This window comes from Paenibacillus sp. J22R232 (genome assembly GCF_056269165.1).
Map to the genome: position 1 here is coordinate 206,043 of NZ_JBWDNK010000007.1, position 22,686 is coordinate 228,728.

The 22,686-nt window shown below is 49.1% G+C and carries 17 protein-coding genes and 1 pseudogene; 16 read left to right on the forward strand and 2 right to left on the reverse strand.

The annotated features are described in order from the left end of the window. The first annotated feature begins 104 nt into the window (after positions 1-104). The 6 genes from AC0YN3_RS21070 (at position 105) to AC0YN3_RS21095 (ending at position 8,906) form a co-directional block, all read left to right on the forward strand. Positions 105-1,160, forward strand: a complete 1,056-nt coding sequence (locus AC0YN3_RS21070; RefSeq protein WP_475776991.1) for a LacI family DNA-binding transcriptional regulator — start codon at positions 105-107, stop codon at positions 1,158-1,160. 312 nt (positions 1,161-1,472) lie between these two features. Then, entirely contained in the window at positions 1,473-4,274 is a 2,802-nt protein-coding gene (locus AC0YN3_RS21075) for a beta-galactosidase (protein WP_475776926.1), read from the forward strand. Positions 4,275-4,347: 73 nt separating this feature from the next. Beyond that, a complete protein-coding gene (locus AC0YN3_RS21080) occupies positions 4,348-5,268 on the forward strand; it encodes an ABC transporter permease (RefSeq protein WP_475776992.1) in 921 nt (306 codons plus the stop codon). A gap of 12 nt (positions 5,269-5,280) precedes the next feature. After that, complete coding sequence (locus tag AC0YN3_RS21085; protein WP_475776927.1) at positions 5,281-6,192, forward strand: carbohydrate ABC transporter permease; 912 nt, start codon at positions 5,281-5,283, stop codon at positions 6,190-6,192. Positions 6,193-6,268: 76 nt separating this feature from the next. Then, the gene (locus AC0YN3_RS21090) at positions 6,269-7,873 is read left to right on the forward strand and encodes a DUF3502 domain-containing protein (RefSeq protein ID WP_475776928.1); all 1,605 of its coding nucleotides are present in this window, start codon (positions 6,269-6,271) and stop codon (positions 7,871-7,873) included. Positions 7,874-8,144: 271 nt separating this feature from the next. Continuing rightward, positions 8,145-8,906 carry a sugar phosphate isomerase/epimerase family protein gene (locus AC0YN3_RS21095; protein ID WP_475776929.1) on the forward strand — a complete coding sequence of 254 codons (762 nt, stop codon included), beginning with the start codon at positions 8,145-8,147 and terminating at the stop codon, positions 8,904-8,906. Between the two features lie 184 nt (positions 8,907-9,090). Here AC0YN3_RS21095 and AC0YN3_RS21100 read toward each other — a convergent pair whose 3' ends face one another. Then, positions 9,091-10,098 (reverse strand): VanZ family protein, encoded by a 1,008-nt coding sequence (locus AC0YN3_RS21100; protein WP_475776930.1) that lies wholly within the window; start codon positions 10,096-10,098, stop codon positions 9,091-9,093. A gap of 350 nt (positions 10,099-10,448) precedes the next feature. On the opposite strand from AC0YN3_RS21100, the gene AC0YN3_RS21105 reads away from it, so the two are divergent. The 3 genes from AC0YN3_RS21105 (at position 10,449) to AC0YN3_RS21115 (ending at position 13,396) form a co-directional block, all read left to right on the forward strand. Continuing rightward, positions 10,449-11,540: a low temperature requirement protein A gene (locus AC0YN3_RS21105; RefSeq protein ID WP_475776931.1), complete on the forward strand. Its 1,092-nt coding sequence runs from the start codon at positions 10,449-10,451 to the stop codon at positions 11,538-11,540. Between the two features lie 92 nt (positions 11,541-11,632). Next, positions 11,633-12,268 (forward strand): ThuA domain-containing protein, encoded by a 636-nt coding sequence (locus AC0YN3_RS21110; RefSeq protein ID WP_475776932.1) that lies wholly within the window; start codon positions 11,633-11,635, stop codon positions 12,266-12,268. 138 nt (positions 12,269-12,406) lie between these two features. Next, complete coding sequence (locus AC0YN3_RS21115) at positions 12,407-13,396, forward strand: Gfo/Idh/MocA family protein (protein WP_475776933.1); 990 nt, start codon at positions 12,407-12,409, stop codon at positions 13,394-13,396. A gap of 138 nt (positions 13,397-13,534) precedes the next feature. Here the strand turns inward: AC0YN3_RS21115 and AC0YN3_RS21120 are convergent, their stop codons facing one another. Next, complete coding sequence (locus tag AC0YN3_RS21120) at positions 13,535-14,161, reverse strand: SGNH/GDSL hydrolase family protein (protein WP_475776934.1); 627 nt, start codon at positions 14,159-14,161, stop codon at positions 13,535-13,537. Between the two features lie 392 nt (positions 14,162-14,553). On the opposite strand from AC0YN3_RS21120, the gene AC0YN3_RS21125 reads away from it, so the two are divergent. The 7 genes and pseudogenes from AC0YN3_RS21125 (at position 14,554) to AC0YN3_RS21155 (ending at position 22,660) form a co-directional block, all read left to right on the forward strand. Further along, entirely contained in the window at positions 14,554-14,748 is a 195-nt protein-coding gene (locus AC0YN3_RS21125; protein ID WP_475776935.1) for a hypothetical protein, read from the forward strand. A gap of 270 nt (positions 14,749-15,018) precedes the next feature. Then, positions 15,019-16,056: an LLM class flavin-dependent oxidoreductase gene (locus AC0YN3_RS21130; protein WP_475776936.1), complete on the forward strand. Its 1,038-nt coding sequence runs from the start codon at positions 15,019-15,021 to the stop codon at positions 16,054-16,056. 175 nt (positions 16,057-16,231) lie between these two features. Further along, positions 16,232-16,321: pseudogene (locus AC0YN3_RS21135) on the forward strand (DUF3934 family protein); the annotation flags it as partial. 460 nt (positions 16,322-16,781) lie between these two features. Continuing rightward, complete coding sequence (locus AC0YN3_RS21140) at positions 16,782-17,741, forward strand: acetylxylan esterase (protein ID WP_475776937.1); 960 nt, start codon at positions 16,782-16,784, stop codon at positions 17,739-17,741. Between the two features lie 348 nt (positions 17,742-18,089). Then, complete coding sequence (locus tag AC0YN3_RS21145) at positions 18,090-19,181, forward strand: GGDEF domain-containing protein (protein ID WP_475776938.1); 1,092 nt, start codon at positions 18,090-18,092, stop codon at positions 19,179-19,181. Next, a complete protein-coding gene (locus AC0YN3_RS21150; RefSeq protein WP_475776939.1) occupies positions 19,156-20,244 on the forward strand; it encodes a GGDEF domain-containing protein in 1,089 nt (362 codons plus the stop codon). The genes AC0YN3_RS21145 and AC0YN3_RS21150 overlap by 26 nt, the downstream gene beginning before the upstream one ends. Positions 20,245-20,293: 49 nt before the next feature. Beyond that, on the forward strand, positions 20,294-22,660 hold the full coding sequence (locus AC0YN3_RS21155; protein ID WP_475776940.1) for a putative bifunctional diguanylate cyclase/phosphodiesterase: 2,367 nt from the start codon (positions 20,294-20,296) through the stop codon (positions 22,658-22,660). Positions 22,661-22,686 lie beyond the last annotated feature (26 nt).

Below are 22,686 nucleotides of genomic sequence, written 5' to 3' on the forward strand. Positions count from 1 at the left end.
GTCCGGCTTTTCTTTTCTACAGAAATTGGAAGCTGCTCGTTCCTATTTGGCTGAAAGTCTGTTATCCTACTGATGAATGGACCATGAACGAAGGAGGAGCTGCTATCAAGCCGGTTACTGTCTATGATATCGCTAGGGAAGCCAACGTTTCAGTAGCCACTGTCTCGCGTGTAATCAACAACACGGCACCAGTCAAAAAGTCAACGAGGGAGCGAATAATGGAGTTGATCGCGAAGCATCAATTCCAGCCGAATGCGCTTGCGAGAAGCTTGTATAAGAAGGAAACCGGCATGATTGGCGTCATTTTGCCGGACATCACCAACCCTTTTTTCCCAGAGGTGCTAGCCGGACTGGACCAAGAGGCGCGAAGCAAAGGGTATACGTTTTTTTTATGCGACACGGTGTCGACGAATGGCGATTCGGCAGAGCAATATGTACGGGAATCGCAATATTTGAGCATCCTGATGGAGAAACAGGTTGACGGCATTGTGATGATCGGAGGAAGAATCAATCTCGCAAAGCCGAGCAAAGAACTGATTGGCGAGGTCGTTGAAGCCAGCAAAAGGGTGCCGCTGCTGCTTATTAACGGTAATCTGCCCGGCGAAGGCATGAATCGCGTTTATGCGGATGAGCTCGAGGGAGCGGAGCTTGCGACGCAGCATCTCATTGAGCTAGGGCATGAGCGAATCGGATTCGTCGGCGGGTACAAGCATATGTCCAACACGATTCAGCGGATTAAGGGCTTCGTCAGAACGATGGAGCGAAGCGGCTTGCAGGCGCGCAAGGAATGGATTCTGGACGGAGGCTTCTCGGTTGCGAGCGGGAAGGCGTTCCTGAATCGGTTGCTGGAGCTGCCAGAGAGGCCGACGGCTATCTTTTGCGCAAACGATCTTGTGGCAATCGGAGTCATGAAGGCTGCCCATAAAGCGGGCATTCGCGTTCCCGAGGAGCTTTCGCTCGTTGGCTTTGACGATATTCCGTATGCTTCCAACAGCATCCCGGAATTAACGACGGTTTCCTTGAAATGCTACGATGTGGGACGGCATGCCGCAGAGCTGCTCCATCAAATGATTACCAAAAGCAAAGTAAGCAAAAACACGAAGGTAAGGCCGGAGCTAATCGTAAGGGAATCGACGGCAAGGCCGCCCGCACGGAAATGACAAGCAAAACGGCGGTTGAAATCATACTTAAAAATAATGATTGACAACGCTTACATTTGTGAATAAAATCAAATTGTCAACAGATTATATGGTGTCGCCAGTAAGAATGTAACCCGTTACATCGCAGCTTGGCTTCTTCCTACAAAGCCGTAAACACACCCGATACACATCAGAGCACCGTACAGAATCAGATTCTGTTTTTACCGGTCATGGCGTGTATTTATTTTTCCTACAAATGTAACGGGTTTCATGAAACGGGTTACATATTTCGCATATTTCGCATTTTAAGCTGAATTTTTGGGAGGGTGCCACATGTTTTTGAAAACGGAAGCGAAACCAGCTGTACGTTTCGATGCGGATGCCGTAAGAATCGGGGAAACGCCGCAAGTATTGCTATGTGCCTCATTATTTTATTTCCGCATACCGCGAGCGCTGTGGCGGGAGCGGATGGAGCAGCTCAAAGCCTTCGGCTATAACAGCATTGACGTGTACTTTCCTTGGAATTATCACGAAAGGGCAGAAGGGGAATGGGATTTCAGCGGAGAGCGCGATATAGCCGCGTTTCTAACAGAGGCTGCGGAAGCGGGCTTGTACGTAGTGGCTAGACCCGGACCGTACATTTGCTCCGAGTGGGATGGAGGAGCATTGCCGGCTTACCTGCTGGCCAAAGGGGTGAAGCTCCGTGACAATGACGCGGATTTCCTCGGCTACGTATCCAAGTGGTTCGATCAAGTGCTGCCGCTGTTAAAGCAGCAGCAAGCAGGCGAAGGCGGGTCGGTAATCGGCGTGCAGCTGGATAACGAGCTTGATTTCTTTGACTGCCATGATCCCAAGGGGTACATTAGCGCTTTGCGGGATATGGCGCTCAGCCATGGCATTACGGTTCCATTGTTCGCTTGCGCCGGACAAGGCGGTTTGCTGCAGGCGTCGGGGCTAGCGGGCAACGTCGTGCCAAGCTGCAACTTCTACCCTGACAACCGGGATGCGGAATTTGAGCAAAAGGTGCTGCACTATGGCCAGGCATTGGCGAAGCTCGGGTATCCGCTGCTTGTAACGGAAACGAACCGAGCGCATTATCTGCTGAGAAGATTGCTATCCTGCGGAGCGAAGCTGCTCGGCCCTTATTTGCAGGTATCGGGTACGGACTTCGGTTTTACGAACGCGACGAACAATTGGGGTAAGCCGCTGGCGTTTATGACATCGGATTATGATTTTGGAGGGATGATCTCGCCGGAAGGACATATACGTGAGGAAGCCTACGAGGGGCGGTTGTTGGGCCGAATGATTGCGGCTTATGGCGCGGCGCTTGCACAGGCCTTGCCAGAAGGAGAAGGATCATCAACGTGGGCGATATCCGGAGACCGTCAGGGCATCGCGGGTCCTTTCACGCTTCAGCTAAGCGGCGGGGGAAGCCTCCTATTCGTCACGAACTTGGATGAGCGGGACAAACGAATAAGGCTTTCGGCTGCAGACGGGACGAAAGCTGCTGAACAAGGCAGCTTTTCGCTCCAGGCAGGCAGGTCGCTGGCGCTTCCCGTTGAAGTTCCGCTCAGCTTATGGGACATTGAAGGCGTACTGCAAAGCTCGACGGCTGAGCTGTATTACGCGGATCAATCGGCTGCAGGAACAAGTCTCGCTTTCCATACGGACGGGAGCGGCGAAATCGTCATTCGGATGAATGAACCAAAAAGCGTGAACGCGGTCCATGCGGCGTCGGCTTGGTCGGACGGGAAGCTGACGATTAGCTTTGATGGGCTGGATGCTAGCTGCTGTTCGGTCGTTGCTGCGGATGGAGCCGCGTTTAAGCTATTAATTACCGATAGAATGAAAGCGCTTTATATGGAGGGAATAACGGAGGAAGGCCACGTAATAGCAGGACAGCCGCTCGTTTACCCGGATCAAATGGAGGAGGCGGCGAGCGACTGGACGCTAAGAGAATTTCAAGCTGCTTCGCTGCTAGACTTGCATGCATCCGATCGCCGAATGGCTTTAGGTAGAGCCGGCTATCTGGAAGAGGCAGGCATATACCGCGGCATTGCCGGCTACGAAGCATCCGTCGCCTTGACGAAAGGAGAGATCGTGCAAGGTTATCTTATTCGGCAGGGCAGCGACGTCATTTCATTATATGCGGATGGGCAATATGCCGGAACGGCGGTTTCTGGCGGAGGCAGCGCCTATCTGCCGCTGGTCCATACCATGCAAGACGGAAAACTGCATGCAAGGGTAGAAATTTGGGGGCATTCCAACTTCGACGATGCTCGGCTTCCCGGTCTTCGCCTTCATGCGATGAAGGGCTTGAAGGGGATATCCGCGATTACGGAGGTGCGTGACCTTAGCGGCAATTGGCGCGTATATCGCGCAGCGGAGCGGAGCTTGCGCAGGGAGCTGATCGAGGTACAGGATGACAGCATATGGCCGATGATCAGCTTTGGCGGCTGGATGTCGCCCGATCATCCCGCATTTGAATACTACCGCAAAACGTTCCGTGCCGCTAAGAGCGCCGATTCGTGGACGCTGCACTTTAAAGGCTTACAATCATTGGCTCGGCTGTTTGTAGACGGCAAGGACGTAGGCGCCATTCATCCATTCGATCCCTTTGTGGATATTTCGGAGCATGTGACGGCAGGAGAACATGTGGTTCTTACCGTATTTGTCGAGCGGGTGCTTGGTCTTCCATCCGGACGGGTGTACGTGTATGAAGGAATAGAGGCTGTAGGCTGGTCCGTGCAGGGCGCGGAGGAAGCGGAGCTTCTGGCACATGCCGAGAGTAAGCGAGAAGAGGGAAGCTCGGTACAATTGCCGGTTGCATTAGAGCCAGGCGAGACCGCGTGGCTGCGTGCATCGACTGTCAATTCGGAGGCGCAAGCGGGTTGGCGGGCTCAGGTAACCGGCACGGGGCTTAAGCTTACCGTATTTCTTGGAGACCGGATCGTAGGCCGCCTCTGGCTGCCGGGCGGCGAGAGCAGACCCGTGCTAACGGGAGGCAGACCGGATTGCTTTTATTTGCCGGGCGCTTGGTACAAAGCAGGCAAGGGTGAGCTTGCGATTCTGTTAGAGGCGGTTGATCGCGAGCAACAAGGAAGGCTGGAAGCCATTACGTTCATATCCGTCTAGTCCATGACTGCGAGGGGGAAACAGGATGCAACCGACCATAGTAGGTAGAGAGCCGGAGAGAAAGCTGCAGCGAATGAGAGGCGGCAAGCTGAAGCGGTTTTGGAACAACAAAACGCTGCTGCTCATGTGCTTGCCGGCCATTGCCTTTTTCGTTATATTTGCCTATCTGCCCATGCCTGGCTTGTATTTAGCGTTCATTAACTACAATTACTCCGACGGCATATTCAAAAGCCCGTTCGTGGCGTTCGATAATTTTCGTTTCCTCGTCATAAACGGCGATTTATGGCGGCTATCGTTCAATACGGTCGCCTACAATTTGGTGTTCATCGTGCTTGGGAATGTGCTGCAAATTTTCGTCGCTATTCTTCTGAATGAAATTCGCCGCAAATGGTTTAAAAAAGTGACGCAAACGCTCATGTTTCTCCCGCATTTCATATCGGCCGTACTGATCGGCCTCATTGCTTACAACATTCTGAGCTATGATTACGGCATATTGAATACGCTGCTGGAATCGCTTGGCATGGAACCGGTCAAGACGTACTCCGATCCGAAAATATGGCCATTTATCATCGTGCTGACCTTCCTTTGGCAGTCCACGGGTTACGGATCCATCATTTATTTCGCAGCGATCATGGGCCTGGACAATGAAATTATCGAGGCTTCGGAAATTGACGGCGCCAACGCATTCCAGCGCATCATCTATATCGTGCTCCCATGGCTGAAGCCGACCTTCATCATTCTGATGCTGTTCTCGCTCGGGGGCATTCTTAAAGGGAACTTCGGATTGTTTTTCAACCTTGTCGGAGCGAACAATACCGCCTTGTATCCGACGACCGATATTATTGAAACGTATGTGTTCCGGTCGCTCATGACCAACTTCAACTTCTCGATCGGCAGCGCCGTCAGCCTTTACCAATCCGTATTCGGCTTTGTCGTCGTCTTGACCGCCAACTGGCTCGTCCGCAAGGCTTCGCCCGAAAACTCGTTATTCTAGGAGGTGACAGCTATGGAAAACAGGGAAGATTCACGGAGTATCCGAACGGATATGAGCGGAATATTCGTCAAACTATTCGGCTATCTGTTCATTTCGTTTTTTGCGCTATGCTGCCTGCTTCCGTTCCTGCTCGTTCTCGGCACGTCGCTGACGGCGGAAGGGGCGATCAAGAAATACGGCTTTAACTTCTGGCCGCGAGACTTCAGCACCTTTGCTTACAAAATCGTATTCGAGAATCCGGACCTGATTATCGGCTCCTACATGGTTACGATGGCAATCACGATTGCCGGAACGGCACTGGGGCTCTTCCTCGTTGCGATGACGGGCTACGCGCTGCAGCGTCCGGACTTTGGCTACCGGAACGGCATCTCGTTCTTCATCTATTTCACGACGCTGTTCTCGGGCGGACTCGTCCCCTTCTACCTGCTGATGACGCAATATTTGACGCTGAAGGATAATTACTTGGCCGTGCTGCTTCCAGGCCTGCTTAGCCCGTTTCTCATTATTATGATGAAAAGCTTCGTCCGCTCCATCCCGCATGCGATTACGGAGTCGGCCAAAATCGACGGAGCAGGCGACTTTACGATTTTCCTAAAGCTGATCCTGCCTATGACAACGCCGGCCTTGGCAACAATCGGCTTGTTCATCGCATTGGGCTATTGGAATGAATGGTACAATTCCATGCTGTTCCTTTCGCCGGATATGAAGTACCGTCCGCTCCAGCTGTTCTTGTACAACGTCGTGACAAGCGCGGATTTCATCCGCAATTCGTCCGCCGCGTCCAATGTGCAGCTTCGCGATATGCCGCTGGAATCCATGAAGATGGCGACAGCGGTCGTGGCAACGGGACCCGTTATTCTGTTTTACCCGTTCGTGCAGCGGTATTTCATCAAGGGTATTACGGTTGGCGCCGTAAAAGGCTGATGTGCCGAGGGCCGCAATCCGGCCACTTCACATAACGGGCGATGCCCGACTTATGAACGTAAAGGGGAGAAGTGCGATGTCCAGCGTAAAGAAGGTTTCCGCTCTGTTGATTGCGATGATGATGATCTTCACTCTTGCAGCATGCTCAGGCAGTAATGGCGAGAACAAAGATGGCGGCAAAAACGAGGGAACGGGCAACAAGGGCAGCACGAATACAACGGATGGCACAAAGGGAGCGGATACGTCGAAGTTCGTCAAAGTCAGCTACGTCGTTCTCGGCGACAAGCCAAAGAACGGACAGTTCGAGAAGGTGCTGGCTGAAGTAAACAAAAAAATGAAGGAAAAGATCAATGCCGAGCTTGAGTGGAAATGGGTGGAATGGGCGGACTGGCAAACGAAATACAATCTGCTCCTTGCGTCCGGCGAAGCGATCGATCTAATCACGATCGGCACGGACTGGCTGGATACTTGGGGCAACGCACAGCGCGGAGCATTCATGAACCTGGATGACCTGCTGCCGGAGTATGCGCCGCAGACGTGGAACTCTGTTCCGGAAGAGGACTGGGCAGAGAGCAAGTACAATGGCAATATCGTATTGATTCCGGAGAATGAATATACGCAGTGGGTTAACCATGGGTTCTTCTACCGCGGAGATTGGGCGAAGGAAGCGGGCATTACCGGTCCGATCAAAGATTGGCAGGGCATTGGCCAATATCTTCAATTCGTAAAGGATAACAAAGAAGGCGTTGTGCCATGGGACGCTGTTGCGGCTACTTCTACTTTTGGCGGCTATGCAGCATCCTATACGGACCAGCTTGAGCTTCCGATCTCAACCGGGTACTTGCCGGTGTTCACGACCAAGTCGTTCGATGAGAAGTATACAGTCGTTAGTCCCGTATTCGAGGACACGTTCCTGAACTTCGCTACGCTAATGAAGGAATGGGCCGATAAAGGGTACTGGCGGGAGGATGTACTGAACAACAAAAACGATAATCGCTCGGCACTGCGTGCCGGCTTGTCTGGTCTCGACCAGCATCATACCCAAACGTTTGGCGGCTTGCGCGTACAGATGGATAAGGATCAGCCAGGCTCCGAGCTGCAAATGTTTCCGTTCGCCCGCACTGGAGGCAACAATCTGACGGAGCTTTCCATTACTCACGGCGGGACTTCGGTCGGTGCGCATAGCAAAAATCCTGAGCGTGCACTTATGGCCTATGACTTGATCCGTAACGATGAGGAAATCTACCACCTGATCAACTATGGGTTGGAAGGCGTTCAATATGAAGTGAAGGACGGCAAGCGCGTTCAGCCAGAAGGCTACGACGAGGCGAAGGATGCGTTCTATGCAGACTTCTGGGGCGGCCGTGTCGACAAATTCGAAATTCCGAGCGTAACGACATGGGATCAGCTTGAAGAAACGATGTACGCCGAATACGATAAAATCAAAAAACCTTACCCGTATGGCCAGTTCGTATTCGACAAAACGCCGGTTGAGGCTGAGCTGACAGCGATTACGCAGGTATCGGGCGAGATGGGCCCAGCGATCACGTACGGAAAAGCTGGCGATCCGGCGCAAGCAGTCGAGCAATTCCGCAGCAAGCTGAAAACAGCCGGCTACGATAAGGTGCTTGCCGAGCTGCAGCGCCAGATGGATGCTTACAAAAAGCTGATCGAAGGATAATTCGGCAAAACCGCATCGCGTAAGAAGGGGCTTCATGCAGAGCTGTGTTCATAGCGTAAGAGGATGCTTCATGCACAGCTGTGCATGACAACTCTTGCGCTATTTTTTTTACGCTGCTTGCTAGCAGCTCTATATTGGTCAATTATAATCAAGTGGCACCCCCATGTTGGCTAATTTCAGTAAAGTAGCGCTTTCATCTCTAATGCTACAATAAGTATAAGTTACTTGATTTTTTTCTAATATTCTAATAGATGAAGAAGGCGGCGAAGGCATGAACCTATCGAATATCGCAGTGCAGCTGTATACGTTGCGTGATTATTGCAAGACGGAAGCAGATTTGGAGAAGTCTCTCAAAAAAGTAGCAGATATCGGTTATCAAGCGGTTCAAGTATCGGGAATTGGCCCCATTGCGCCAGAGAAGGTGAAAGAGCTTGCTGACGCTGCGGGTCTTCGCATTTGCGCGACGCATGTCGGACTTGATTCCTTGCTTCATGACTTCGACAATACCGTTCAGAAGCATAAGCTGTGGAACTGCAAGTACGTGGGTCTCGGCAGCTTGCCTGATGAGAACCGGGCTAGCGCGGAAGGATATGTTAATTTCGCCAAGACGGCCACGGAAATCGGCCGGAAGCTGCAAGAGCATGATTTGCAATTTATTTATCATAACCATCAATTCGAATACCAGAAATTCGAAGGCAGAACGGGCATGGATATCTTGCAGCAGGAGACGGATTCTGCAGCCGTAGGCTTTGAGCTGGATACCTATTGGGTCCATGTCGGCGGGGTGAATCCGGTCGATGCCATACATCAGGTAAAGGGACGCATGGGCGTCGTGCATCTCAAGGATCTGGAAATCGTGGATTATGAGCAAGTGTTCGCGGAGATCGGAGAGGGCAACCTGAATTTCAAAGCGATTATTGAGGCATGCAGAGAAATCGGCGTGGAATGGTACGTAGTGGAGCAGGATGTTTGCAGACGCGATCCATTCGAAAGCTTGGCGATCAGCTTCCGCAATTTGCAGAAGTTTTTGTAAGCCGAAAGAAGGCCAGCATGTAATAAGCTTGTCAGAGCCTGCCAGCATTTTAACGAAAATATACGCTAAGGCATTCAATTATGTTCGGCTTGAATCCAAAAACAAAAATAATAATGAAGATAAGCTTCTCTTATATGGGAGAGAAGCTTATTTCATTTCTTTTATTCCCTTGATGCGACACGAGTTAGAAGAGTGATCTTAATTTCTTTTTAATACGGTTAATCATCTTTTGTCCGGTGTTGGCTTCTGTAAGAGTGATGTCCCACATCACGGCATTTGTAGACGGATTCGAATCATCGTTCATTAATTTAATGGTAAGTTCATGGGCTCCGTTTAACGGGACCTGAAAAGAGGTAAGCTGATTCTCGCCGCTTTTAGCCGATAAGCCCAGTGAATACATTTCTGTGCCATCTGCGATAAAGATGATGTCACTTTTTCCTTTGCTTGCAGTATCGATAACATCATCCGGTATAGCGACATAGCCAGCCATTTTTGTGAATTTTCCATTTAAAAGATACGTAAACTCGTTAGCTCTCGTATTTTTTCTACTGTACATATTGATTTGAGGCTCAACCCTTTCTAGGACCGCCGTAAAGCTTAAAAGGGTTTCATCCCACCGTACAGACCCCTCTTTTAATGTAAGCTCATTCAGGGCTACGACTTCGCCGCCTCCCTTTTCTAAGTAATTATTAATGCCACCCACAATGGCAGTCACTCCAATAGAAAGGACAATGGCTGTTAAAATGATTCGGCAGATCCCTTTAAAGGTATCTCGATCACGGTGCACTAACCGCTGTGCCAAGAATCCTGCCGCCGCTCCTAATGTGTTGATGATGATATCGTCTATATCAAAGGAACCTAACCGAGAAAGCATTTGTAAGATTTCAAGAACCGTAATGGACAGAATAAATAGGGTTATAAATCGAATGAAATTACAACGAAACAGTAGTGGGATGGCAATCCCAAAAGGTATAAAAGCTATAAAGTTGCCCAGCTCAAAAAACCAAATTTGAAAGTCCCTTCCCATTGGGAAATGCAATGGAATTCCTTCGGGTATAAGACTATATCGAATGCTGGAACTTTGAAGAAAAGCAGCTCTGTCGAAGCCTATATACAAAAAATAGAGGGTCAAAACGGTATATAATGCTAGCAGCATTATGGTGATTTTTCGTAACTTTCCTCGGTACATCATTACATCCTTTCTTTTCTGCAGGCGGGCTGTCTCATGTACTATAACTCATTATATGCATTGCGCCGCAAAAAAACATATCTGAACATTCGCGAAGCGATGGAGCTATCCTGTTCGTTAGCCTAATGAATTCACGTCAGTCTTACTTTTTATTTTCTGCTGACAGGAGCGTTGATCTGGTTTATCCTTGTCTAGACATGACGATAATATTTTGGGAAAAGGACATTGACAACGAGCGAAAATTCGTATATCTTTAATTTAAGATAATTCAATTAAAGATATTAACGCGCAGCGGGAATGCTTGCAATAGATTCCATAAGCTGGCGCAACCGATAAAGGGAGGCCGACGAGGAATGGAAGAAAAGAAGGTTACGTGGCTGGAGCTGTTTTATGACTTATTGTTTGTGGCTGCCATATCCAAAGCTACGCATGTGCTGCTCCATGTTGAGCATGGCACTATCTCACTGGAGCATCTCTCCAAATTCATTCTTATTTTCATACCGATCTGGTGGGCTTGGGTAGGGCAGACGGTCTATAACAACCGGTTTGGGCGAGACCTTGCTTCTCACCGCGTCTTTATGATTCTTCAGCTGTTTTTTGTTCTAATTATGACGGCCAGCCTGAACGTGGATTTCGATTCGAATTACATTCCGTTTTTTATAGGATATATAGGCTCCAGGGCGTTGACCGCGATTCAATATATGATTACGCAAAAGGTGGAAGTGTCTAACCGGCAGGAAACGGCTAGGTTCTTCGGCAAATATTTCTGGCTTGGCATCATCATCTCTGCTTTTTCACTCTTTTTTGATTCATGGATTAGATACGCGATTTTATATGCAGGCATCGCAATCGATATTCTAGTTCCTCTTATTGGCCGCAAGCATTTGGTGAAAACACCGGTACACACCGCGCACTTATTAGAGAGATTCGCGCTTTTTACATTGATCCTGCTTGGGGAATCGGTCATAAGCATGCTTGCCGTATTGCAATCCGATAAGTTAACAGGCTCTTCCATACTATTTGCTGCAATGGCTTTCGTGTTGGTCATAGGCATATGGTGGCAGTATTTCGAGAACGTGGAGAAAAACGTGGATAAAGCAAAGCGGACAGCAGGCCAGACGATCATGTATGGACATTTGTTTATTTATTTGTCGCTAAGCATGATTGCCGCTTCCATCCAGCTGTTATATCTTAACCAGCTTGATTACCGGTTCATGGTCGGATTTATATTCGCATCGGTGCTGTTGTATTTGTGGTCGGTCATGTTTGTCCTTTATGCCTACCGCTACAAGCATTTAAAACCAAAGCTAAGCATCGTTACCGGGTTAACTGTACTGTTAGGCGTCTTGTTTGCTTTAAATATGAGCATAACCGTTGCTCCTCACGTTATTTTGGCAGAAATCATGTTGTTCTTCCTCGTATTTGCCAAAGTGACCCATCGGTGAGGCTGGCCGAAAGATTATATAGGAAGCGATACGGGGTGAAAACGTTTATACTTGAGATAGGCTTACCACAATTGGAAGCGAGGGATATAGAAATGAAAATAGGTGTGATTTGCGACGATTATTGGCATTCGGGCAAGCTGATCAAGGAAGGCTTGGAGCTCCTTGGCGAGGGGCATACCTTTCATTATATTCAGCATGCGTCGGAGTGGTCGCGGGAGTGGATGGATGAGCATGACGCGGTTGTGCTTGCCAAGTCAAACCAAGTATCGGCTGTCGACGAAACGCCATGGCTGACTCTGGATATTCAGCAGCAATTCCAAAGCTACGTGGAGGAAGGCAAGGGGCTGCTCGTGCTTCATGCGGGATCGGTTGGCTATCGTACGGAGCCTCTATTCTATGAGCTAATTGGCGGTGTCTTCGAGCAGCACCCGGAGGCATGTCCGGTGACGATTGTTCGAACGAATAAGGAATTAGGAATTGAGATAGAGCAAGGCTCCTATACGGTGCATGATGAGCATTATTTTATGGAAGTAATCGACGAGCGTATTCAAGTGTTTATGCAGTCGGAGTCCGTGCATGGAACGCAGCCGGCCGGTTGGATAAGGGAGCAAGGAAAAGGCCGGGTATGCGTGCTGACGCCAGGGCATTTCCTTCATGTCTTGCAGCTTCCTGACTATCAAGCAACCATAAGAAATGCGATCGATTGGGTAGGGGCTGCACGCAGCTAAGCAGAGGAATAATTAGTGTGGGAATCAGTCGGGGAGCGATTTGCGATCACAAATGTATTCGCTTTCTCCGTGTGATGACCTGTATAATTAAGAGTAGCAATACATTTCATTATTTTATTCAGAGGAGTGAATGGATTAATGTCTCTACAAACGATTAAATGGGGAATTCTCGGTCCAGGCTGGATCTCATCTAAATTCGCAGCCGATTTGGCTTTTGCAGCTGGAGCGGAGCTGGTTGCCGTTGGCGGGAGGAACTTGGAGAAGTCGGAGAAATTCGCCAAGCAATTCAATATTCCGCGTGCATACGGGAGCGTAGACGAGCTGGCCCAAGACGCCGAGGTTGAAATTGTATATGTAGGTACGCTTCATCCGATACATAAAGAAAACGTGCTTGAGCTGCTTCGCGCAGGCAAAGCCGTTCTTTGCGAGAAGCCGTTCACGATGAACGCTGCTGAAGCAAAGGAAATCATTGAACTAGCCAGGGAGAAAAAAGTATTCCTGATGGAAGCGATGTGGACGCGGTTTCTTCCGCCGATTCGTAAAGTGATGGAATGGATCGCAGCGGACAAAATCGGAGAGGTTCGTATGGTGAAAGCGGATTTCGGCTTTGATATCGGCTGGGCGCCGGAGAGCCGTTTGCTTGATCCTGCGCTAGGCGGCGGCGCGCTTCTTGATGCCGGTATTTACCCGGTATCCTTCGCCTCGTTAATTTATGGCGAAGCGCCAGCCAAAATCATGAGCAGCGCCCGCATCGGCAAAACGGGAGTGGACGAGCAGTTCTCGCTGCTGTTCGAATATGAGGGCGGTCGTACCGCTGCGCTGAATGGGGCTGTTCAGCTGGGCATGGTTAGCGACGCGTACATTTATGGAACAAAGGGACACATCCATGTTCCGAACTTCCTATTCGCGAAGTCGGCAAGCCTTCATGCGAAGGGTGCTGACGCAGAATCCTTCGTCGATAACCGTGAGGCAGAAGGATATGCGTTCGAAGCGGAGGAAGCGATGAACGCGCTCCGCGAGGGCAGGCTTGAGAGCTCGATTATCCCGTTAGACGAGACATTGACGATCATGGCTACACTAGATGAGATTAGAAAGCAATGGGGACTTCGTTACCCGGCTGACCAATAAACGCAGCTGGGCTGCCTCATGCGCCGAGTTGCAGGCCTTTAAAGCTGTCTGCATAAGGAAAACATGAAAGGAGCCGCTCCCTAGCGATCGTCTTGGGAGCGCTCCTTTTGTATTTATATTGCGGATAGAGGACTTGCGTTATGCCTTGACAGCTTGCAGCCATGCATGCGCAATAAGCGCGGCACCGGCCGGTGACGGATGAACGCCGTCCGGCGCCCAATAAGCTGGGCCTGTCTGGGTTGCGGCTTGAGCGAACAAGCCGTCGAGCGGAACGTACAGCGTCTTGAATTCCCCGGCAAGCTCGCGGACCGCTTGAATCTTCGGATCCAAATCCTCGCGCCATTGCTTCTGGCTATCGTTGACTGGCAGCACGAAAGGTTCAATAAGGATGAGATTAGCGTTTAATTGCTCCTTCGCTGCATGAAGCAGGCGACGGTAAGTAACATAATATTCTTCCGTACTGATTGGATTGTTGCTGTCAAAGCGGCGCCATGTGTCATTGATCCCTACGTACACGGACAGCCAGGTTGGATGCAGCGCAAGACAATCCTCTTCCCATCTGCGTTCCAAATCTACGACGCGGTCTCCAGATACGCCCCTGTTCAGAAATGCAGCCTGCTTCTCGGGATATTTGCTTCTGAACAATGCGGTAACAAGATTGGCGTAGCCTGATCCAAGGTTAGCTCCGTCGCCGCGGTTACGGCCGGCATCGGTAATGCTGTCCCCTTGAAATAATACGACTGCGTTCTGTTCGATTACGGTCATGCTTAAACCTCCAATAGTTTCTAATGATGGTCATGATAGGGTGTCTTCATTTTCCGGGGAGCATCATTTCTGCAAGCGCCATCATTGTATCTGCTGTTTCATCATACATACGGTTGACAGCTTAGGTCAATACCGTTCATAGGTATCAAATCTCGTAAAATAGGAAACAATTGCTACGGAAGTTTCTATTTATATTTGTCGATATTTCCTATTTAATAGAAGGAGGGGAAACAAAGGGTTTTAAGGACATGCAAACTATTAGTGGAATATTCTGAAAATTAAGAAATATAATATAAATATACGATCTGCTAGATTATCTTAACTTTTCTTCATGATTTACTCAGGAAAGATTAATGTTCGTGATCTATAATCGAATTAAGGGAGTGATGGGAATGACCTCTTCTTACTTCAATGAATGGCTCGATGAATACAATGATTATATGAGACTGTACATGTTTTTTGGCGATGAGTGCTACCTAGAGCATGCGCGGGAGACGTTGGCGGCTTTAAAGGCCATTATCGTTCGCGCGGAGCGTCATCAAGACATCGTATGTAAAATAATGAGCAATACGGTACACGCTTATTGAGTATGACGCAATGGAGCGAACCAACCACGAAAATCCTAAAGCTTATGCGTGCTAATGAAGATTAGCATACGTAGGCTTTAGGATTTTTTCCTTTGAATAGCCACGGATTGAAATTATTAATACGTATATAGAATAGTATGATAATCGGAATAGTCAGAAAAGGCTTGTTGCTTGCAATTACGCCATGCTACGATAGCTTCAATCTTGAACCAATCGCAACAATCCGGCTTGCAGAGACAAGAAGGAACGAATAACAGAGGACGGTGCGCAATGAAATTTGCATTATTCAGCTTAGTCATGAATATACCGAATGCAGTAACGGGCGAGTTGCTTACGACGCAACAGAAATTTCAAAACACGATCAAGCAGGCCATGCTCGCTGAAGAGCTAGGCTTTGATGCCTATGGAATCGGGGAGCGTCACGGAGCTCCTTTTCTGTCTTCGTCACCGCCTGTCCTGCTAACCGCAATAGCGGCTAGAACATCGCGCATTCGCTTGTTGACGACAGTAACCGTATTGAGCGTGCTGGATCCGTTCCGCGTCGCAGAGGATTATGCAACGCTCGATCATTTGTCGGAAGGAAGACTCGAGCTCATTATCGGGAAAGGAAACGATCCACGGCATTATCCGTTGTTCGGCATAACGGAAGAGGAGCAGTGGGATTCGCTGGCAGAGCGTTATGAGCTGCTGAAGCGTCTGTGGCAGGAGGAGGACGTAACTTGGGAGGGGCGTTACCGCCCGGCGCTGCATCATGCAACCTCGCAGCCAAGGCCATTTCAGTCTGCTATTCCAATATGGCACGGAAGCGCTTCAAGCACGCTCTCGACGGAGCTGGCAGCCAAACATGGCGAGCCGATATTCTCGTCCAACAGCTTTCATCCGCAGATTAAATATAAAGCGTTAATCGATCATTACCGTGAGCGTCTCGCATATTACGGGCATGATCCCGGGCGAGCAATAGTAGGCTCGGGAGCCGGCAGCTTGTATTTGGCGAATACGGCAGAGGAAGCGATTAAACGGTACCGGCCGTATTATGACGCCTTTCAGGCTACGAGCGCCGCACAGCATAATAAATCGCCATTCACGGATTTGGAGGATACGATCAAAAACGGTCCTTCACTCGTCGGCAGCGCCCAGCAAGTCATTGAGAAAATAGTAAACTATCATCAGTCGTTCGGAAACCAAGTGCTAAGCATAAGCGTGGATGGCTTAACGGAGCCTGAGCAGCGCGAGCAAGTGGAGCGTTTTGCGGCAGAAGTCATGCCTGTTCTTCGGAAGGAACTTCCGAACGATGTGTGGACTCGTTAAGAAGCCAAACAGCATTTCTGCATGAAATTCATTTTTATGGGCTTGCATAAGAATCTAAGCGCTTAATTAATGGTATACTGATTAGTAATGATAACGAGGAGCAAGATTCGGAAAGATGCTTTAGCTGCATTTTAAGAAGGTTAACTCGGCATAGAAGACATGATGGAGTGATGATATGAGCGGTGCAAAGGGTAAAGGCGGGACAGGCAGAGGGACGGATAAGAAGGGCTGGAACCGCTGGCAAGCTGGGGAAAAGAAGAAATTAGCGAAAAAAGTGTTTGGCAGAAACAAAAACGGAAAGAGCGCTGAAGGCGAGAATGGCAAGCCGGACGCAGCCGGCGCGCCGAATGCGAAGAGCGCCAACATGACAAAAGGCAGTACGGCTTTTAAAGGCGGAACGCCGGTTAAAAGCAGGAATACATCGAAATAGTTCGCGTTTAAAATCGGTTGCAAAGGGATAGGCCGCGGTTTGCCGAAAGGTGAAGACTGCGGTTTTTTTTAATAGATAAGCATCTATATGTTTTCACATATAAATCTGTTTATCTATCTCCGCGAAACGACTGCTTCTGCCACAGAGGAGGGCGGCAGCCGTTTACGTTTGTTGTTTTTTATAGAAACACAAGGCATACACTTCCATTTTTTTTGATTTCCATTAGAATAAGGGTAACGCTTTCAAACGGAAAGCATCGATTATGATCTGCTCAACATTATGGGAGGTAGTTGAAATGCCGTTAGTCGATATGTCGTTGGATCAATTAAAAAGCTATGAGGGCGTTAGCCCGCGTCCTGATGATTTTGATGCGTACTGGGATAGGGCAATTGCGGAGATGAAGGCCGTTGATCCGCAAATCGAGCTTGTCCCGAGCAGCTTTCAGGTTCCTTACGCGGAATGCTATGATTTGTATTTCACAGGCGTACGCGGCGCGCGAATTCATGCCAAATACATAAAGCCCAAAAACGTGTCGGAGCCGCATCCCGCAATTGTACAGTTCCACGGCTATAGCGGCCATTCAGGCTCTTGGCATGATAAGCTCGGTTATGCAGCGCTAGGCTACTCCTTCTTCTCCCTCGATTGCCGCGGTCAAGGCGGTTATTCGGAGGATACCGGCGGCGTGAAGGGAACTACGCTGAACGGACATATTATACGCGGCTTGAACGATCATCCCGATGAGCTACTATTCCGCCATATTTTTCTTGATACGGCACAGCTTGCGGGGATTGCAATCCAAAGTCCCGAAGTGGACCCGGAGCGGGTATATGCAATGGGAGGCTCTCAAGGAGGAGCGTTAACGATCGCCTGCGCGGCGCTTGAGCCAAAAATCAAGAAGCTCGCGCCTGTTTTCCCTTTCTTAAGCGATTATAAACGGGTATGGCAAATGGATTTGGCCAAGGATGCTTACGCGGAGCTGCGTACCTTCTTCCGCCATTTTGATCCGCAGCATAAACGGGAGGAAGAAATTTTCACGAAGCTTGGCTACATCGACATCCAATTTCTAGCCTCGCGCATCCGCGGCGAAGTCTTGTTCGGCGTAGGCTTGATGGATACGATATGTCCGCCGTCAACGCAGTTTGCCGTGTATAACAAAATAACGGCGCAAAAAAAACTGGAAATATATCCAGACTTCGGACATGAGGACCTGCCCGGCTTCTCGGATATGACGATGCAATTTTTCCTGCAGGATTAGACATAACAAGAAGACTCGATAAGCGGAGCGGGTTATAGAAGGGCGATCTTGCAGAGCAATAGGCTGCATGATCGCCTTTTTTGCATTACACTCCCATGAGCGTTTGAGGTGTTTTGCGGAATGGCGTAGGCAAAAGGTCTCTTATTTTGATCCGAATCTGATTTGCATTTGGGTCTGGAACACTATGAAATCTCTCATAATTGATTGTCCTGCCGATAGTTAAGCACTATAATAGTCATATTGCATGGATAATATTGTGAAAAGCATAAACTGTCAAATTTACTCGCAAAGTGGTGACTAACGCTGGCGCTTACCCGTTACAAAAATAATCGGTCATGGAATCGTTGGGTGCTGTCCTTCTACTGGGTGCTTTCTGCTCTCGTTCTGATATTAGCCGAAAGCATATACCTCATTTCAGTAGGATTGGAAGTATGGTCCAGGAGCTATATATTTCCTCCCCGCTATTTCATGACGGCAGCGTCTTTAATTAGCGCTTTGTTGATAGCGGAAGCATTCATTCGCTATTTGAAGTCATATTTCGATTATGTTCTTATTATAATCGGCTACGTGTTTGCCATGGTCATCATGCTCGGATTTGGAAAAAACGTAGACGGCCTATATGTGAGCCTGGATGTCCCCATTATCGTTTCTTTGTTTTATCTTAGCAGTCGGCGGCTATGGTTCTCGGTACTGTTCACGATGGGCAGTCTTTTTGTCTTTTTGATGGTCAGCGATTCCATACGGGCGCAAATTAACCATTATGATTTAATTGCCCTGCTTGGCATGATTACCGGAACAGGCATGATCGGCTTTGGCATCTTGAAAAGAGGAAAAGAGCTTCAGCAATCGCTTGAGAGGGCGGTAAGCTCGGAGATTGAAGCTTTCATCGACTCGGTCTCCACGCAGAATGCTTCCAAGTATGATCACCTTACGAACTTGTATAACCATATTACCTATCAAGAATATTTAACCGCGCTCACCGAACAGCATGCCGCGTATGATATGCCGCTCCAGCTAGCTGCGCTGGATATCGACAATTTCAAAAGCATTAACGATAGATTCGGTCATCATGTCGGAGACACGATTCTTCAAGAAACCGCCCTGCTGCTGAAGTCTTCGATCTCAAGCGAGGACATAGCTGCCAGGTACGGAGGAGAGGAGTTTGTTCTGCTCCTGACTGGCAAGACAATGGCGGAAAGCCGCGATCTGCTTGAGCGGATTCGGGAGCGCCTTGCCTCAACAGACTTTCCCCAGCTTGGGGGCCAGCGCGTGACAATCAGCATCGGGTTAGCTGAGTACAGCAAGGAACTTGGAAAAAGCGCGTTGTTTAAGCTGGCGGACGGTTATTTATACGATGCAAAACGCGCTGGAAAAAACCGTGTCGTCTCGCCGCTTCAAAGGGGGGATCGAACGGATGAGAAAATTACTCACTGCTCCTAAACATTTATCGAATTGGAATAATATGATGCGGCTCTGCTATTGGGCGATGAGCCTCCTCTCCATAGCGGCCGTAATGATGACTTGGTTGTTCGTGGCTAACGACAACCCGGAGAGATTGCCTGCGTTTTTGGAGAAGCAGGTGCTCCTCAGAAACAGCTTGCTGTTTGGAACATTAATTGTAGCGGAACTGATTTACCGCCTAAAAAGCAGTTTGCAGGATTATATTATTATTTTTTTGGGCTCCTGCTTTGCCGCCATTACGCTTGCTTTATCCTCACCGCAAGTGACGGGCGTACAAATCGTAATGGTTCTGCCCATATTGGTTTCGATTCTGCACTTTAATTACGGCAAGGTGATATTCGCTTGCTGGATTACGATGATTACTTATCTACTCGTTATGACAACCGTTCCTGTTTACCGCTATGAGTTCTCTCTTTCGCAGAAGGCAGTGGGCTTTTCCTTTCTTATTATCGTTACGCTTGCCGCGCTTGGCATCGTTAATCGAGGGCTGCAAATGATGAGGGAAGAGAAGACCGCCCTGCGAAGCGAGAAAAAGCATCGGCTGCAGCAGCAGGCTGTCCACGAGGCGTCAAGCTTGGACGCGTTGACCGGTCTGGAGAATCATAAAACGTTTCAAGAACGAATGCGGACAGCGGTTGAAGAGGGAGATAACTGGCCGATTCATCTTGCTATAGTCGATATTGATAACTTCAAGCAAGTAAATGATACATACGGTCATGCGGTTGGAGATACCGTATTGCGCAAAGTAGGGAAGCTGCTCCGCGATTGCTCGCAGGACGGCATCGTTCCGTCACGTTATGGCGGCGAGGAATTTACAATTATTTTTACGAAAATGAGCGGAAAAGCGGTCGCTGAATGGCTGGAGCGAATTCGGATAGAAACCGAGCGCCTGCGATTCGCAGAAATGGATGGGCACCATGTAACGATTAGTATCGGCTTTCATCAGCTGCAGGCGGGGGAGACGCGCGATGTGCTGTTCCAGCTGGCAGACAAAGCGCTATATTCGGCAAAACGCAGCGGTAAGAATAGGATTATGTGGTGATGCTGCATCAGTTAAGTGCTATTCATACAAAGCGAGGTGGCAACATGATATGAGCGACTATCAACCTATACTGCTTTTGCTATTATTTATCGTGCCTGTCATCTATTTAATTGATACTTCATTGGTCATCATTAGGCGGAATGCTAAACATATGGAGAATCGGCTTGCTTCGCTTACGACAGCCTCGCTTGCGGTTATGATTTTTTTTCAATATGTGCAGCAGCTGCTGCCCGGGGCGTATACGCTGAATCTTGCGGCATATGTCATCTATCCGGTTTCCATTGCCGCTGCCGGCTTTGGTCTGCTGCTGCATCTGGCTGCCGCGAAAGCTTACCACCGAATATCGCATGCTAACCGCATTATCATTTCTGCTTTTCCGCTTGTATTATATGGCATTCTTATCGTTGTAAAAGGGACGGGATTTTTCTTTCTGGGCGTGAAATCCGAGGAGCTATGGAAGCAGGCTTTGTTTGCTCCAGCCATGCATATCATATTCGGATTGATGATCGTAATCTCCATTGTGAATATCGTCATTTGCCTAGCTGCGAGGAGCAGAGCGACAAGCATCGTCGAGCGCCAGCGGTGGATCGTGCTTTTTAAGGCGAATTTTTATTACCAATTGGTTACCATTCTGGTTTCGGTGGCGGTCGTCTCGTTTGCTCCTTATTTCTATATACCCGATTCGGTTGTGTTTCTAGCTACGATCATCTGGTGCATATCGCTGCGAATTTATATGAAGTATGATATATTGCCGTCTGCCAAAAAGAAGTACGAGCTGCTCTATCAGTTTTCACCGACCGCGATTATGATGCTCGACAAACACATGATTATTAAGGAAGCAAACCCCGGCGCGCTTTCGGTGCTTGGCTATAAGAAAGAAAATGAAGTGCAGAATCTTTCTTTAGCCGCGTTCATTGACGGGAGCGAGAGGGCAAGCCTAGCGGAGGAATATCAGGCATCACTCCCCAAAGGGGCATGGCGCAACCGTGAGATTGCCATTGTAGACCGGACAGGGAAGAAGCGGGTCATTCTGATGGATACCGAGTTGATGGCTGAAGGCGAGCAGCTCTTCGTGCTTGCCGTCATCCGGGATATTACGCAGCAGAAGGAAGAGGCATCACTCGTCCATTTCATGGCTCATCACGATATGCTGACTAAGCTCCCGAACCGCTATCATTTCAATAGAGAGCTCGAAGCTTCTTTGGAAGCAGTGAAGACCTCCAAGGCTTTGCTTGGCGTCATGCTCGTTGACTTGGATCGCTTTAAGCTTATCAACGATACTCTCGGCCATCAATACGGGGATGAGGCTTTGAATGAAGTGGCGAAGCGGCTGCACAACAGCGTAGATAAACGGCATCTGCTCGCCCGTCTAGGCGGCGACGAGTTTATTATATTAATCCGGGGAGCGGACGAATACGACGAAATCGTGTCGCTCGCCGAGAACATTCATCAAGTGTTCCAGCTGCCCATCTCGCTTCAAGGCCAAGATTTTTATTTGGGCGGAAGCATTGGCATCAGCGTTCATCCGTTTGACGATGACAGCTCTGCCGGACTCATTAAACGAGCGGACATTGCGATGTATAACGCGAAGCATAGCGGAGGCAATCAGTATCGCTTGTACACGAACGAAATGATTGCGCTCGTACAGCGGGATGTCAGGCTGGAGAAGCATCTGCGAAAGGCGCTTAAGCGCAAGGAGTTCGTATTGTATTACCAGCCTCAGGTTGATCTGGAGACGGGCAAGCTGATTGGGGCGGAGGCGCTTATCCGTTGGCATTCTGCTGAGCTTGGCATCGTGCATCCTGGAGAATTCATCACGCTTGCGGAACAGACCGGGTTAATTAACGAGATCGGCCAATGGGTCATCGCGGAGGCATGCCAGCAAGGAAGGCTATGGCAGGAGCAGGGCTGGGATGATTTCATGCTGTCGGTCAATGTCTCCTCCCGTCAATTCATGCAGCCCGATTTCGTCAACAAGGTACAGGATATATTGCGCTCAAGCGGGCTGGTGCCCGATCGCTTATGCTTGGAAATAACGGAGAGCATGGTCGTCAACAACCTGAACGTAGCGAGAAAGATGCTGGATGAGCTTGTTGCGTTAGGCATTCATATTGCAATAGACGATTTCGGTACGGGTTATTCCTCATTAAGCGTGATTAGGCAGCTGCCGATAGCCATCATTAAGATCGATCGGTCTTTTATTACGGATATGGATGCCTATCAGGGAGGACTCTCGATTGTGAAGACGATCGTGTCCATGGGACATGATCTGCAGAAGCAGGTCGTTGCCGAGGGGGTCGAAACAAAGGAGCAGCGGGATCGCCTTAGACAGCTGGGCTGCGATAAGGCGCAAGGCTTCTTCTATCACAAGCCGCTGCCGTTAACCGAATTCAACAAGCTGATTGCGGCGAAGTAGCGTTTCACAAGGAGAGGCGCTGCTTC

Excerpts from the sequence above, each read along its gene's own strand:
- AC0YN3_RS21075 (WP_475776926.1), top strand. The coding sequence starts at position 1,473 with ATGTTTTTGAAAACGGAAGCGAAACCAGCTGTACGTTTCGATGCGGAT.
- AC0YN3_RS21080 (WP_475776992.1), top strand. The coding sequence starts at position 4,348 with ATGAGAGGCGGCAAGCTGAAGCGGTTTTGGAACAACAAAACGCTGCTG.
- AC0YN3_RS21085 (WP_475776927.1), top strand. The coding sequence starts at position 5,281 with ATGGAAAACAGGGAAGATTCACGGAGTATCCGAACGGATATGAGCGGA.
- AC0YN3_RS21090 (WP_475776928.1), top strand. The coding sequence starts at position 6,269 with ATGTCCAGCGTAAAGAAGGTTTCCGCTCTGTTGATTGCGATGATGATG.
- AC0YN3_RS21095 (WP_475776929.1), top strand. The coding sequence starts at position 8,145 with ATGAACCTATCGAATATCGCAGTGCAGCTGTATACGTTGCGTGATTAT.
- AC0YN3_RS21100 (WP_475776930.1), bottom strand. The coding sequence starts at position 10,098 with ATGATGTACCGAGGAAAGTTACGAAAAATCACCATAATGCTGCTAGCA.
- AC0YN3_RS21105 (WP_475776931.1), top strand. The coding sequence starts at position 10,449 with ATGGAAGAAAAGAAGGTTACGTGGCTGGAGCTGTTTTATGACTTATTG.
- AC0YN3_RS21110 (WP_475776932.1), top strand. The coding sequence starts at position 11,633 with ATGAAAATAGGTGTGATTTGCGACGATTATTGGCATTCGGGCAAGCTG.
- AC0YN3_RS21115 (WP_475776933.1), top strand. The coding sequence starts at position 12,407 with ATGTCTCTACAAACGATTAAATGGGGAATTCTCGGTCCAGGCTGGATC.
- AC0YN3_RS21120 (WP_475776934.1), bottom strand. The coding sequence starts at position 14,161 with ATGACCGTAATCGAACAGAACGCAGTCGTATTATTTCAAGGGGACAGC.
- AC0YN3_RS21125 (WP_475776935.1), top strand. The coding sequence starts at position 14,554 with ATGACCTCTTCTTACTTCAATGAATGGCTCGATGAATACAATGATTAT.
- AC0YN3_RS21130 (WP_475776936.1), top strand. The coding sequence starts at position 15,019 with ATGAAATTTGCATTATTCAGCTTAGTCATGAATATACCGAATGCAGTA.
- AC0YN3_RS21140 (WP_475776937.1), top strand. The coding sequence starts at position 16,782 with ATGCCGTTAGTCGATATGTCGTTGGATCAATTAAAAAGCTATGAGGGC.
- AC0YN3_RS21150 (WP_475776939.1), top strand. The coding sequence starts at position 19,156 with ATGAGAAAATTACTCACTGCTCCTAAACATTTATCGAATTGGAATAAT.
- AC0YN3_RS21155 (WP_475776940.1), top strand. The coding sequence starts at position 20,294 with ATGAGCGACTATCAACCTATACTGCTTTTGCTATTATTTATCGTGCCT.